This window comes from Paractinoplanes brasiliensis (assembly GCF_004362215.1).
Classification (GTDB): domain Bacteria; phylum Actinomycetota; class Actinomycetes; order Mycobacteriales; family Micromonosporaceae; genus Actinoplanes; species Actinoplanes brasiliensis.
In genome coordinates this window covers 4,583,257-4,596,069 of sequence record NZ_SNWR01000001.1, presented here as the reverse complement: position 1 = coordinate 4,596,069, position 12,813 = coordinate 4,583,257, and the positions used below count along the sequence as shown (strand labels likewise).

13 protein-coding genes and 1 tRNA gene are annotated in these 12,813 nt (G+C 69.8%); 9 read left to right on the top strand and 5 right to left on the bottom strand.

The genetic code is table 11. The annotated features are described in order from the left end of the window. The first annotated feature begins 129 nt into the window (after positions 1–129). Entirely contained in the window at positions 130–534 is a 405-nt protein-coding gene (locus C8E87_RS20870) for a MarR family winged helix-turn-helix transcriptional regulator (RefSeq protein ID WP_239079839.1), read from the top strand. Here C8E87_RS20870 and thrC read toward each other — a convergent pair. The 4 genes from thrC to argS all read right to left on the bottom strand — a co-directional run bounded on the left by thrC (position 531) and on the right by argS (position 6,068). Next, positions 531–1,580, bottom strand: coding sequence for a threonine synthase (thrC, locus tag C8E87_RS20865; RefSeq protein ID WP_133874653.1), 1,050 nt, complete (start codon positions 1,578–1,580; stop codon positions 531–533). The two genes, C8E87_RS20870 and thrC, sit on opposite strands and share 4 nt — an antisense overlap. Before the next feature lie 86 nt (positions 1,581–1,666). Next, positions 1,667–3,019, bottom strand: a complete 1,353-nt coding sequence (locus C8E87_RS20860; protein ID WP_133874652.1) for a homoserine dehydrogenase — start codon at positions 3,017–3,019, stop codon at positions 1,667–1,669. Further along, a complete protein-coding gene (gene lysA, locus C8E87_RS20855; protein WP_133874651.1) occupies positions 3,016–4,401 on the bottom strand; it encodes a diaminopimelate decarboxylase in 1,386 nt (461 codons plus the stop codon). The genes C8E87_RS20860 and lysA overlap by 4 nt, the downstream gene beginning before the upstream one ends. A gap of 2 nt (positions 4,402–4,403) precedes the next feature. Continuing rightward, the gene (argS, locus tag C8E87_RS20850; protein WP_133874650.1) at positions 4,404–6,068 is read right to left on the bottom strand and encodes an arginine--tRNA ligase; all 1,665 of its coding nucleotides are present in this window, start codon (positions 6,066–6,068) and stop codon (positions 4,404–4,406) included. Positions 6,069–6,153: 85 nt separating this feature from the next. Between argS and C8E87_RS20845 the strand changes: the two genes are divergently transcribed. The 8 genes from C8E87_RS20845 (at position 6,154) to C8E87_RS20810 (ending at position 12,290) form a co-directional block, all read left to right on the top strand. Beyond that, positions 6,154–6,951, top strand: coding sequence for a thioredoxin-like domain-containing protein (locus C8E87_RS20845; RefSeq protein ID WP_239079838.1), 798 nt, complete (start codon positions 6,154–6,156; stop codon positions 6,949–6,951). Then, complete coding sequence (locus C8E87_RS20840; RefSeq protein WP_133874649.1) at positions 6,951–7,610, top strand: DUF305 domain-containing protein; 660 nt, start codon at positions 6,951–6,953, stop codon at positions 7,608–7,610. The genes C8E87_RS20845 and C8E87_RS20840 overlap by 1 nt, the downstream gene beginning before the upstream one ends. Positions 7,611–7,722: 112 nt before the next feature. Continuing rightward, positions 7,723–7,794, top strand: a tRNA-Arg gene (locus tag C8E87_RS20835). Positions 7,795–8,345: 551 nt separating this feature from the next. Continuing rightward, positions 8,346–8,642 (top strand): helix-turn-helix domain-containing protein, encoded by a 297-nt coding sequence (locus tag C8E87_RS46660; RefSeq protein WP_133874648.1) that lies wholly within the window; start codon positions 8,346–8,348, stop codon positions 8,640–8,642. Beyond that, a complete protein-coding gene (locus tag C8E87_RS20825; protein ID WP_133874647.1) occupies positions 8,639–9,871 on the top strand; it encodes a type II toxin-antitoxin system HipA family toxin in 1,233 nt (410 codons plus the stop codon). The genes C8E87_RS46660 and C8E87_RS20825 overlap by 4 nt, the downstream gene beginning before the upstream one ends. 174 nt (positions 9,872–10,045) lie before the next feature. Further along, positions 10,046–10,318, top strand: coding sequence for a DUF8691 family protein (locus tag C8E87_RS20820; protein ID WP_203720423.1), 273 nt, complete (start codon positions 10,046–10,048; stop codon positions 10,316–10,318). Next, positions 10,315–10,554: a DUF8691 family protein gene (locus C8E87_RS20815; RefSeq protein ID WP_203720422.1), complete on the top strand. Its 240-nt coding sequence runs from the start codon at positions 10,315–10,317 to the stop codon at positions 10,552–10,554. Before C8E87_RS20820 ends, C8E87_RS20815 begins: the two co-directional genes overlap by 4 nt. Further along, positions 10,551–12,290: a threonine/serine exporter family protein gene (locus tag C8E87_RS20810; protein ID WP_133874646.1), complete on the top strand. Its 1,740-nt coding sequence runs from the start codon at positions 10,551–10,553 to the stop codon at positions 12,288–12,290. Before C8E87_RS20815 ends, C8E87_RS20810 begins: the two co-directional genes overlap by 4 nt. On the opposite strand, the gene C8E87_RS20805 is transcribed toward C8E87_RS20810, so the two are convergent. Next, a complete protein-coding gene (locus tag C8E87_RS20805; RefSeq protein WP_133874645.1) occupies positions 12,245–12,802 on the bottom strand; it encodes a copper chaperone PCu(A)C in 558 nt (185 codons plus the stop codon). The genes C8E87_RS20810 and C8E87_RS20805 overlap by 46 nt on opposite strands. Between the last annotated feature and the right edge of the window lie 11 nt (positions 12,803–12,813).

Here is a 12,813-nt window from a genome sequence, read left to right as displayed (position 1 = left end):
GTGAAATGCCGCGCCTCGCCCGGTTTGGCCGGTGGGCGGGGTGGTCGGACGGCGACGCGGGCAGGCCATCGGCGCGCGACAGAGGAGGGGTCGGCGATAGCCAGCAAGGAACAGCTCATCGCGGACATTATGAGCGCCCAGCAGCAGCTGCAGGATCTGATCGCCGAGGACCGGGAGGATCCGCTCTTCTCGTCGCACCTGACCCTGTCGCAGCTCAAGATCCTCATGCTGCTCGCCCGTCACGGCTCTGTCTCCGGCAGCGAGCTGGCCGGCATGCTCGGCATCGGCGCGGCCGCGCTGACCGGCATGATCGACCGGCTCGTGGTGCAGGACCTGGTGGCCCGCACGGAGGACCCGCACGATCGGCGCGTACGCCGGATCGCGCTCACCCGTACTGGCCGAGATCTCATCGGGAGCATCCTGAACGCCGGGCAGGCGCGAATGCGTACGCTCCTCAGCCGGCTCTCAGCCGACGAGCTCGACCTGATCGCTCAGGCCACCCGGCTGATCCTCAAGGCGGCCGACGAGAGCTAGGCCAGACCCAGCTCACGGGCCGCGATGAGCACGTCGTTCTGGATCGTGGTGGGCGACGGCGCTGTCGAGATCGCCCACTCCGGGTCCTTGAGGCCGTGGCCGGTGACGGTGCAGACCACGGTCGAGCCGGCCGGGACCCTGCCCTCGGCCGCCTGCTGCAGCAGTCCCGCGACGCTGGCCGCGCTGCCGAGCTCGACGAACACCCCGACCTCGCGGGCCAGCAGGCGGTACGCGGTGAGGATCTCGCGGTCGGTGACGGCCGAGATCAGCCCGCCCGAGGAGTCACGGGCGTCCAGCGCCTTGGTCCAGCTGGCCGGGTTGCCGATGCGGATGGCGGTGGCGATCGTCGAGGGCTCCTCGACCACCTTGCCGGTCACGATCGGCGCGGCGCCCGAGGCCTGGAAACCGAACATGCGCGGCCGGCGGGTGCTGTTGCCGGCCTCGTGGTCCTCCTGATAACCCATCCAGTACGCCGAGATGTTGCCGGCGTTGCCGACCGGCAGGCAGTGGATGTCGGGGGCGTCGCCCAGCGCCTCGACGATCTCGAAGGCGGCCGTCTTCTGACCGTGCAGGCGGAAGATGTTGACCGAGTTGACCAGCGAGACCGGGAAGTCCTGGGACAGCTTCGAGGCGAGCGCCAGACAGTCGTCGAAGTTGCCGTTGACCTGCAGCAACTTCGCGCCGTGGACGAGCGCCTGGGCCAGCTTGCCCAGCGCGATCTTGCCCTGCGGCACGAGCACCGCGCAGGTCACCCCGGCACGGGCCGCGTACGCCGCCGCGGAGGCGCTGGTGTTGCCGGTGGACGCGCAGATGATCGCCTTGGCGCCCTCCTCCACGGCCTTGGACACGGCCATGGTCATCCCGCGGTCCTTGAACGACCCGGTCGGGTTGGCCCCCTCGACCTTGAGGTAGACGTCGGCCCCTGTACGCGCGGAGAGCACCGGCGCCGGCACGAGCGGCGTGTTGCCCTCGTGCAGCGTGACCACCGGGGTCTTGTCGGTGACCGGCAGCCGGTCCCGATACGCCTCGATGAGTCCCCGATACATGACTGTGCTCCTCACGGTTGGCCTCGACGCCCCAGAATGTCGCAGGTTGCCGAATCTTGGGACGAGAAGTTCACTTACTGGGACGGTCAGGCGCCGCCCTCGACCCGCAGCACGCTGGCGATCGACCGTACGATGTCCAGCCTCGACAGGTCTTCCACGGTGGCGGCCAGGTTGGCGTCGGGCGCGCCGTGGGTCACGATGACCAGCTTGGCGTCCTCGGCCCGGCCGGACTGCCGTACGGTCGCGATCGACACCTCGTGCTGGGCGAAGACACCGGCCACACCGGCCAGCACGCCCGGCCGCTCGGCCACGTCGAGGCTGATGTGATACCTGGTCAGGGCCTCACCGATGGGTCGTACGGGCAGATCGGCGTAATTGCTCTCGCTCGGCGCGCGGGTGCCGGAAAGCCGGTTGCGCGCGGCCGCCACGATGTCGCCCAGCACCGCGCTCGCCGTCGGCGTGCCGCCCGCCCCACGGCCGTAGAACATGAGCTGACCGGCCGCCTCGGCCTCGACGAACACCGCGTTGAAGGCGTCGCCGACCCCGGCCAGCGGGTGGCTGCGCGGAATCATCGCCGGGTGCACGCGTACGCTCACCGATTCCTGCCCGGACGAGTCGGGCCCGCGCTCGGCGATGCAGAGCAGCTTGATCGTGCAGCCCATCTCCTTCGCGCTGGCCATGTCGCCGGCGGTCACGCCCGTCATCCCCTCACGGAAGACGTCGGCCGCGGTGACCCGGGAGTGGAAGGCGAGCGAGGCCAGGATGGCCGCCTTGGCCGCGGCGTCGAAACCCTCGACGTCGGCCGTCGGGTCGGCCTCGGCGTAACCCAGCTCGGTGGCTTCGTCGAGGGCCTCGCTGAACCCGGCGCCGGAGGAGTCCATCGACGAGAGGATGAAGTTCGTCGTGCCGTTCACGATGCCGGTGACCCGGGTGACCCTGTCCCCGTGCAGGGACTCGCGCAACGGCCGCAGCAGCGGGATCGCGCCGGCCACCGAGGCCTCGTAGTACAGATCGGCGTTGCCCTCGGCGGCCGCGTCGTGCAGCGCCGCGCCGTCCTCGGCCAGCAGGGCCTTGTTCGCCGTGATCACGCTCTTGCCCGCCCGCAGCGCCTCGACCAGCCAGGTGCGGGCGGGTTCGATGCCGCCCACGACCTCGACCACCACGTCGACGTCCTCGCGCTTGACCAGGCCGAGCGCGTCGGTGGTGAACAGCTCCGGGTCGACCGGCAGATCACCGCGCTCGCGACCGAGCCGGCGCACCGCGATCCCGACGATCTCGAGCGGGGCGCCGATGCGGGCGGTCAGGTCTTCGGCCTGGACGTTCAGCAGGCGTACGACCTCGGATCCGACAGTGCCACACCCCAAGAGGGCGACACGGACGGACTTCCCCTGCTCTGCCTCATTCTGTTTTCCGCCGCGGTCAAATTCAGGCTGGCTCATCCAACATCCAATGCGAGCAGGTCGTCCTCGGTCTCCCGCCGCACGATCACGCGCGAGGCGCCATCGCGCACCGCCACCACAGGCGGCCGAGGGACGTGGTTGTAGTTGCTGGCCATGCTCCGGCAATAGGCGCCGGTGCCGGGCACGGCAAGAAGATCTCCGGGCTGCACGTCGGCGGGCAGGAATTCATCCTTCACGACGATGTCCCCGGATTCACAATGCTTTCCCACCACGCGGGCCAGCAACGGCTCGGCGGCGCTGGCCCGCCCGGCCACCGTCGCCGAGTAGGAAGCGTCATAGAGCGCCGTACGGATGTTGTCGCTCATGCCGCCGTCGACGCTCACGTACGTCCGGATGCCGTCGACGTCCTTGACCGTGCCGACCTCGTAGAGCGTCAGCACCGCGGGCCCGACGATCGCCCGGCCCGGCTCGATCGACAGCCGCGGCTTGCTCAGGTTGGCCAGCTCGCACTCCGACTCGACGATCTTGTGGAGCCGCTTGGCCAGATCGCCGGGGGTGCTGGGATCGTCCTGGGTGGTGTAGGCGATGCCGAAACCGCCACCCAGGTCGAGGTCCTCCAGCTCGACGCCGCGCGCGTCGCGGATCTGGGCCTGCAGCTCGAGCACGCGCCGGGCCGCCACCTCGAAGCCGCTGGTGTCGAAGATCTGCGAGCCGATGTGCGAGTGCAGGCCCTTCAGCGTGAGGACGCCCTCGTCCAGGATCTTGACGGCGGCCTGGAACGCCGAGCCGCCGGCCAGCGAGAATCCGAACTTCTGATCCTCGTGGGCGGTCGCGATGAACTCGTGAGTGTGTGCTTCGACACCCACGGTGACCCGAACCAGGACGTCCGGGCTCTTGCCCTTCTCGCGGGCGAGCGCGGTCAGCCGGTCGATCTCGTCGAACGAGTCCACGATGATCCGCCCGACGCCCGCGTCGAGGGCCCGGCTCAGCTCCGAGACCGACTTGTTGTTGCCGTGGAACCCGAGCCGCTCGGCCGGGAAGCCGGCCGCCAGCGCCACCGCCAGCTCGCCGCCCGAACAGACGTCGAGGTGCAGGCCCTCCTCGTCGATGATGCGGACGACCGCCTTGCACAGGAACGACTTGCCCGCGTAGTACACGTCGCAGCCGGCGAACGCGGCGGCGAAATCCCGGCAGCGCGAGCGCAGGTCCTCCTCGTCCAGCAAGTACGCCGGGGTGCCGTGCTCGGCGGCCAGGTCGGTGACGCTCACGCCGCCGATCTCGAGGTGACCGGCCTCGGCGCGGCTCACCGTGCGCGGCCAGAGCTGCGGCACGAGGGCGTTGACGTCCTGCGGCGTACGCAACCAGGCCGGGCCGCGCTGCCCGAGGTCGCCGTGCAGCGCCCCGGCCTCATGAGCTCGCATCCCTACATCCTTTCGGGCGCCGAGACGCCGAGCAGGCCCAACCCGTTGGCAATCACCGTACGGGTGGCGTCGTTGAGCCAGAGCCGCGCGATGTTGACCTCGGTGATGGGGTCGTCGCCCTGCGGCTTCACGCGGCACTTGTCGTAGAAGCGGTGGTAGGCGCCGGCGACCTCTTCGAGATAGCGCGCCACGTGATGCGGCTCCCGGAGCGCGGCCGAGCGGGCCACCACGGCCGGGTACTCCCCCAGCGTCTTGAGAAGCTCGTTCTCCTTCTCGTGGCTGAGCAGCTCGGGACGGAAATCGGCGGCGTCGCCCCGGGCCATGCCGATCTCGGCCGCCTGCACGCCGACATTGAACGTACGGGCGGCGACGTATTGCACGTAGTACACCGGATTGTCGTTGTTCGCCCGGGTCCATCGCGCGATGTCGAGGTTGATCGGCGAGTCCGACGAGTAGCGGGCCAGCGCGTACCGGGAGGCGTCGACACCCAGCGCGTCGACGAAGTCCTCCAAGGTCACTACCGTGCCGGCGCGCTTGCTCATGCGTACGGGCTCGCCGTCACGCACCAGATTGACCAGCTGGCCGATGAGAATCTCGAGGTTCTTGGCCGGGTCGTCGCCGAAACAGGCCGCCATCGCCTTCATGCGGCCGATGTAACCGTGGTGGTCGGCGCCCAGCATGATCACGACCCGGTCGAAGCCACGCTTGCGCTTGTCGAGGTAGTAGGCGCAGTCGGCGGCGAAATACGTCCAGTCCCCGTCCGACTTGCGCAGCACCCTGTCCTTGTCGTCGCCGAAATCGGTCGTCCGCAACCAGGTCGCGCCGTCGGCTTCGAAGATGTGGCCCTGCTCACGCAGCCGGTCGAGGGCTTCCTGCAGCTCGCCCCGGTTGTGCAGGTCCTTCTCGTTGAAATACGTGTCGAACCGCACCCCGAACTCGGTCAGCGACTGCTTGATCTCGGCGAACATCAGCTCGACGCCGACCCGGCGGAACGTCTCAAGCGCCTCGGGCTCGCCCAGCTTGAGCACGTCCGGCGCCTCGGCCACCACCGCCGTCGCGATCTCGGCGATGTACTCCCCGCCGTAACCGTCCTCGGGGGCGGGCTCACCCTTGGCGCTGGCGTACAACGACTTCGCGAACCGGTCGATCTGGGACCCGGCGTCATTGAAGTAGTACTCCGTGCCAACCGTGGCGCCCGCCGCGCGCAGCAGCCGGGACAGCGCGTCGCCGACGGCCGCCCACCGCACGCCGCCGATATGCACCGGGCCGGTCGGGTTGGCCGAGACGAACTCCAGATTGATCCGCTCGCCGGCCAGCGTGTCGGTGTGCCCGTACGCCGCACCGGCCAGCACGATGTCGCGGGCCAGCACACCCGCGGCGGCCGCGTCGAGGCGGATGTTCAGGAAACCGGGGCCGGCGATCTCCACCGACTTCACGCCCGGCTGGCGGCCCAGCTCCTCGGCGAGGGCGGCGGCCAGCTCGCGCGGCGCCACTGAAGCCTTTTTGCCCAGCTGAAGGGCTAGCGTGGAGGCGTAGTCACCGTGCTCGGGGTTGCGGGGGCGCTCGACCGTCGTGGCCTCGGGCAGCGCCGACGTGTCGAGCCCGCGGGTCTCGAACACGCTACGAGCGGCTGAGAGAACGGTGGCAGCAAGCTTGGCGGGAGTCACCCAGCCATGCTATCGGGGGTAGACTTCGTCGCTCGGCGGCCACCCGAGCCCCGCCCTCTCTCTCACAAAGAATCGACGAGGCACGATGAGCATGAGCACGCCGGGTCCCGAGCGGGTCCCGTCCTCCGTCAAGGTCACCAAGACCTCCGGTCAGGGTAAGCCGCCGGCCGGCGCCCCCTCCGGCAAGAAGCCCGGCAGCAAAGGCCCCGCCGGCAAGGGCGGCGGCAAGGGCCGCAAGCCGGTCACCCCGGTCAAGGTCGCGGGCAGCCGCAACTGGGGCCCCATCGCCGTGGCCGGCGTGGTCGTCCTGATCGCCGCCGGCATCATCGGCTACGGCGTCTACGCGGCCGTGCAGGGCTCCCGTGACTGGCAGGACAAGGTCTCCGAGATCGCCGGCGTGGTCAACTACCGCGAGCAGAACAACGCGGCGATCAACGACACCTCCCACAAGCAGGGCGCCCTGCAGTACGTGACGAGCCCGCCGGTCGGCGGCGCGCACAACTCGACCCCGCAGAACTGCACCGGCGACGTGTACGACGCGCCGATCGCCAACGAGCACGCGGTGCACAGCCTCGAGCACGGCGCCGTCTGGATCACCTACAAACAGGGTCTGGCGGCCGACCAGGTCAACGTGCTCAAGACCAAGGTCGAGGGCAAGGACTACATGTTCATGTCGCCGTACGCCGGCCTCGACAAGAACGTCTCCGTGCAGGTCTGGGGCTTCCAGCTCAAGACCGACGACGTCAACGACCCGAAGATCGACGAGTTCATCAAGGACACCCGGTCCGTCTCCGCCCTCGAGCCCGGCGTGTCCTGCTCCGGCGGCAACACGACGACCGGCCCCGTGCAGGGCACGGGCAACGGCGCGGTCATGAACAAGTGATGACTGTCTCGACAGATCCCGGCGCGGCGGCCGACGCCGCCGCGCCGCACGACCCGGCCCGGCGCCCCCGCGGCCCCGTCTGGGCTGTGCTGGCCCTCGTCCTCGGCGTGGCCCTCGGCATCGGCATCGGCCTGTCGATCCCGCATTTCACCAAGCCGGGTGACGACTCGGTCGAAGCCGGCTTCCTACGCGACATGTCGACCCACCACGCCCAGGCGGTGGAAATGTCGATGATCGCCCACCAGCGCTCGGACGACCCCGAGATCGTCTACGTGGCCAACGACATCGCGCTCACCCAGCACGGCCAGATCGGCTACATGCAGGCCTGGCTGCGCGACTGGGGCCTCAGCCCGAGCAGCACCCGCCAGCCGATGGAGTGGATGCCCAACTCCGCCGGCTCGATCGTCAACGGCCTCATGCCCGGCATGGCCACCCCCGAACAACTCACCAAGCTGCGCGGCGCCAGCGGCAAAGAACTCAACACCGAGTTCCTGACCCTGATGCGCCAGCACCACCTGGGCGGCATCCACATGGCCCAGGAAGCCGTCAAACTGTCCGACAACAAGGACATCGACTGGATCGCCCAGAGCATGGTCAACTCCCAGCAGAGCGAGCTGGGCCTGATCGACGACCTGCTCAAAAAAGTCCAAGCCGGCTGAGTTCCACCGGAGAGCCCCGAACCGCTGTGGTTTGGGGCTTTCCTGTGCCGCGGCCCGCCGGAACCCAGTTGTCGACCTTCCCGGCACACCTGCTAGGCTCGTCCGTACTTGAGCCCCCGTAGCTCAGGGGATAGAGCGTCGCCCTCCGGAGGCGAAAGCGCAGGTTCGAATCCTGCCGGGGGCACGATTCCGGGATCCCCCTGTCCGCTGAAGAGCGCGGACCAGGGGGATCGTGCGTTTCTTCTGGGGCCCGAGCCCCAGACCCCACGCCGTGGGGCTCCGCCCCCGGACCCCCGCCGGGCTTCGCCCTGGCCCCGATCGAACGGGTTGCGCCCACGGCAGCCCCGCCCCCACGCTTCGCCCTGGCCCCGATCGAACGGATTGCGCCCACGGCAGCCCCGCCCCCACGCTTCGCCCTGGCCCCGATCGAACGGGTTGCGCCCACGGCAGCCCCGCCGCCGGGCTTCGCCCTGGACCCGATCGAACGGGTTGCGCCCACGGGAATCCGCCCTCACGCTCCGCCCTGGACCCGATCGAGCGGATTGCGCCCACGGCAGCCCCGCCCTGGCGCTCTGCCCTGGACCCGACGGGTAACGCTCACGGAACCCGCCCCCACGCTCCGCCTGGACCAGCTGGGCTTTGCCTGGGTGGTAACTGGACTTCCCTTAATGGGCATGGTTCTGGTCCTTAAGACGTATAGTGGTTAGGATGCTGGGCGTTGGGTGAAGGAGTGTTGTGCCTCGGCCTTCTGTTCGTGTGAGTGCTGCCGCCAAGAGCATTGGGGAGCAGTTCACGGCGTGGCGGAAACTGCAAGGGCTCACCGCTGAGCAGGTGTCCGAGAGGGCCGGGATATCACGGACCACGCTGCGGCGGGTCGAGAACGGGGACACCGGTGTGGGGGTGCAGGCTTTGCTCAGCGTCGCCAGGGCCCTAGGTGTTCTGGACGCCATCGTGACAGCAACTGATCCTTACGAGACCGATCTCGGCCGTGCCCGCGCCGATGAGGCGCTGCCTAAGCGGGTACGCCGGTGAGCCGTGTCCGCACCTATGTCGAAATCGCCGGACGAACCGTTGCCGTCGGCGACGCCCACTTCAACTTCCGCCGGGGCCGGCTGACGGCGACCTTCTCCTACGACCGCGACTACCTCTCGCTGCCGGGCGCCTACGCCATCGACCCTGCCCTCGGCCTCAGCGCCGGAGCATGGCCACTACCCCAGGGACTCGCCGGCGCTTTCAGTGACGCTGCCCCCGACCGTTGGGGCCGCACTTTGATCGCCAAGCGCATCCGGGCCCAAGCGGCTTTGGACAGCCGAACCCCACCGGCCCTCGACGACCGGGACTACCTGCTCGGAGTCAGCGACGAAACTCGGCAGGGCGCGCTGCGCTTCAAGACAGATCCTGATGACGTGTTCCAGCACCCGTCGCCTGACGTGCCGAAACTGATCGCGCTTCCCTCACTCCTTCATGCCGCCAACGCTGTCACCCGCGAGGGACCAGACAACTTGGACGCGATCAAAACACTATTGGACGCTGGTACAGGCTCACTCGGCGGGGCGCGCCCCAAGGCGTCAGTTCGCGACGACGAGCGGCTCATGATCGCGAAGTTCCCCCATCACTCCGACGAGTGGAGTGTTATCGCTTGGGAGAAGACAGCTCTCGACCTTGCGGAGGTCGCGGGAATCCCTGTCCCGGGAAGGCAATTGGTCGGTATCGACGGAAGCCCGGTGCTTCTGCTCGACCGATTCGACCGGGAAGGACAGCGCCGCGTCGGGTACATCAGCGCGATGACGCTGCTGGAAGCACAGGACGGGCAACCTCGGGATTACACCGAGATCGCTGAGGTTCTCCCAGAGCACAGCTCCGCAGCCGTTGACGACCTTCGACAACTGTGGCGACGGATCGCGTTTTCTATTGCCATCCACAACACTGACGATCACCTTCGCAACCACGGTTTCCTGCGTCAGGGCCCCGGCTGGAGGTTAGCGCCTGCTTTCGACATCAACCCCGATCCGGAACCTGCGACCCGGCGAGTGACGAGCATCGGCGGTGCGACGAATCCGGCCGACGAGGTCAACGCGCTCCTGGCGTACGCGGAAAACTTCGGTTTGTCGGACAACCAGGCGCGCGCCGTCCTCCGCGAAGTAGCCGGGGCCGCTGAGAACTGGGGGGCGGTCGCCCGCCGCAACGGGATCAGCCAGTCGGAGATAGCGCACTTCGAGCCGACCCTGACCCACACCGTCGATGCCGTGCGCCCCAGCTGATCGCCGTCGGGCCGGCCTCCGTGGCGGTCGAGTCCGGACTCTCCTCGTCGATCATGACTTGTTGTAGCCGGCGGGGGGTGTGGGACGGGGATCGCGTTCACCCCGTTCGGATGGTGTCACCGCGCCGATTCGTCGCCAGCATGATGCGGAGAGCCGTGAAGGAAGGAGCGCCACATGGCTCCTCGCTACGACATCCGGGTGCGCGAACGGCCTGGTGAACTGTCCAGCTCCGCGTTTCTGGGCCTGTCCGCCAGTTCCGCCGGCGGCGTCCTGCGGCTGTCCGGGGAGATGGACCAGTCGGCGTTGCACGGCGTGCTGGAACGCATCCGGTTCCTGGGTCTGGAGCTGATCGATGTGCGCCGCACGCCCGGCACGCCTCGTCGCCCGGCACTTGCACCCCGTAGGCCGTCCTCACCCGACGAAAGCGGACGGAAGGAGCATTCGTGACCACCGTGCGGTACGAGATCAGGGTTGTCGGTCTGCTCGGCACCGCTGCCCGTACGGCGTTCAGCGGTCTCACCGTCGAGGAGGAGCCGGCCACGACGGTGCTGTCGGGAACCTTGGACCAGGCCGGGCTGCACGAGGTGCTCGATCAGATCCGCGCCCTGGGCCTGGAACTGGTCGACGTCTCCCAGCCCGGGTCCCCGGAAACGGCGGGTGAGACCCCATTCCCGTACGGATGATCGCCACTCGCCGGGGGCCGGCAGTCCTCCTTGCCGCTGTGGTGATCGTCCTCGCTCTGGCCCGGGCGGCGGGCGGAGAGCAGCCCACTGAGCCGCCGGTCCCCGAGCCGTCCGTCGGCGCCGAATCCGTGATCAGCGAGCCGGCCCCGACACCGGAACCCGAGGAACCGGAGCCGGAGCCGGGATCGGAGGTGTCGTCCGCGCCCCCGCCGTCGCCGAGCCCGTCGCAGCTCCCGCGGACGACGGCACCGGCGGCGACACCTGCTCCGACGTCGGAGGCGTCCCCGGCGGCCGGGATGCCGCAGCCCCATTCCCCCGCCGCCCAGCGGTCCGGCATCGCGGTGTCCACCTTGCTCGTGGCGTTGGGTGCGCTGTTGGTCCTGGGCGCCGCCGCGTACGTGATCCGCCACCGGGCACCACGTACGCCGCGCCGCCCGGCCCGCCCGCAGGCGCCCCTCCCCACCGTTCCCGCGGCGCTGCTGCCCTTCCTCGTGACCCTGGGACGGGCGCTGATCGACAGCGGCGAGGCGGCGTCCTCGGTTCAGCGGACTTTGGGCCGGGTGGCGTCCGTCAACGGCGTTCCGGGCGCGGAGGTCGTGGTGCTGGCGACCGCGCTGTTCGTGACCGCACCGGCACTCGGCACGGTGCAGACCGCGGTGTCACCGGCCGGCACCGAGCAGCTCCGCCTGGACCAGATGCATGCCCTCCACCGGCTCGTCCGGTCGGCGGAGCGGGGCCGGACCCGGCCGGCGGACGGACTCGACGAGCTCGACCGGATCCGCCGGCTGCCACCGGCGTACCCGCCGCTCGTCCGGGTGGCCGGCTACACCCTGCTGACGACCGGCCTCGCCCTGGTGCTGCGGGCGGACTGGACCGGCCTGCTGGCCGCGGCCCTGCTCGGCGTGGTGGTGGGCGGCCTGTTGCAGCTGGACACGGGCCGGGCGCCGACGCGGTGGCAGCCGTTCCTCCCGTTCGTGTGCGCTTTCGGTGCGGCCGGGGCGGCTTTCCTGCTCGTCCGCCTGGCCCCCGGCACCGGTCTGCTGGCGCCGCTGGCCGCGCCGCTGGTGAACTTCCTTCCCGGTGCGCTGCTCACCACCGCGGCGATCGAGCTGGCCACCGGGCAGATGATCTCCGGTGCGGCCCGGCTGGCGTCCGGCAGCATGCGCCTGTTCCTGCTGGCCCTCGGCATCACCGCGGCGTCGGAGCTGGTCGGCGTCGACGCCATCATCGCCATCAGCTCCGGGCCCTTGCCGTCCTGGACGACCTGGCTCGGTGTCGCGTTCTTCGGGGTGGGTGTGGTGCTGCACAACTGCGCTCGGTGGGCTTCGCTGGGCTGGCTGCTGCTGGTGCTCTATGTCGCGTACGCGGGGCAGGTGGTCGGAGGGTTTTTCCTCGGTGGGGTGTTGTCGGCCTTTGTCGGAGCGGTGCTGATGACCCCCGTCGCCCGGCTGGTCGCGCGCGCACCGAACGGGCCGCCGGCGCCGGTCAGCGTCCTGCCGGCCTTCTGGCTGCTGGTGCCCGGGGCGCTGGGCCTGCTCGGGGTGACCGAATACCTGGGAACCGACCCGAGGAACGGGATCGACACGCTGGTCACCACGGCGGCGACGATGGTCGCGGTCGCGCTCGGCGTCCTGCTCGGCAGCGAGATCCGCCGGCCCGCCCGTACGCCGGCCGAGGTGGACGGCCGCCCTCAGGAGCGCCGGTCCGCTGGTGGCGGGGTTCCGGCGGCCGGTTGACCGTCGGGTGGCGGGACCCGGTCGACCGGGACGTCCGTGTAGCCGCGGACCGGCACTTGGAGCAGCACCGAGCCGGCGTCGCGGAACACGAAGGTGACGAGCACCGGAGATCCGGCGCGCAGGGTTGCCCGCAGCCCCGACAGCTCCAGGTGTGGCCCGGTGACCTCGCCGAGCACGGCAGCGCCGCCGGCGGGCACGGCCACCTGCAGGGGCGCCTGTGTGACGGCGTCACCGTCGCGCAGCACGATCTGCCCCGCGACGTTGGCGGTCGCCGCGACGAGGGCGTCCTCCGCCTCCCCGAAGTTCGCGATCGTCAGGAGCAGGGCGGCGCTGCTGCCCGCGATGTGGATGCTTCCGGACGGTCCCGGGGCGTCGACCGCCACACGGAGCAGGCGCAGACGGCCAACCTGCCCGTCCACGCTCCCGACGGCCTGGGAGCGGGGCTGCGCCGTACAGCCGGCCGATCCCAGCAGGCAAAGCAGGACCGCCGCGACAACTCCGACTCGTTTCATGCCGTGGACCC

Excerpts from the sequence above, each read along its gene's own strand:
- C8E87_RS20870 (WP_239079839.1), top strand. The coding sequence starts at position 130 with ATGAGCGCCCAGCAGCAGCTGCAGGATCTGATCGCCGAGGACCGGGAG.
- thrC (WP_133874653.1), bottom strand. The coding sequence starts at position 1,580 with ATGTATCGGGGACTCATCGAGGCGTATCGGGACCGGCTGCCGGTCACC.
- C8E87_RS20860 (WP_133874652.1), bottom strand. The coding sequence starts at position 3,019 with ATGAGCCAGCCTGAATTTGACCGCGGCGGAAAACAGAATGAGGCAGAG.
- lysA (WP_133874651.1), bottom strand. The coding sequence starts at position 4,401 with ATGCGAGCTCATGAGGCCGGGGCGCTGCACGGCGACCTCGGGCAGCGC.
- C8E87_RS20845 (WP_239079838.1), top strand. The coding sequence starts at position 6,154 with ATGAGCATGAGCACGCCGGGTCCCGAGCGGGTCCCGTCCTCCGTCAAG.
- C8E87_RS20840 (WP_133874649.1), top strand. The coding sequence starts at position 6,951 with ATGACTGTCTCGACAGATCCCGGCGCGGCGGCCGACGCCGCCGCGCCG.
- C8E87_RS20820 (WP_203720423.1), top strand. The coding sequence starts at position 10,046 with ATGGCTCCTCGCTACGACATCCGGGTGCGCGAACGGCCTGGTGAACTG.
- C8E87_RS20810 (WP_133874646.1), top strand. The coding sequence starts at position 10,551 with ATGATCGCCACTCGCCGGGGGCCGGCAGTCCTCCTTGCCGCTGTGGTG.
- C8E87_RS20805 (WP_133874645.1), bottom strand. The coding sequence starts at position 12,802 with ATGAAACGAGTCGGAGTTGTCGCGGCGGTCCTGCTTTGCCTGCTGGGA.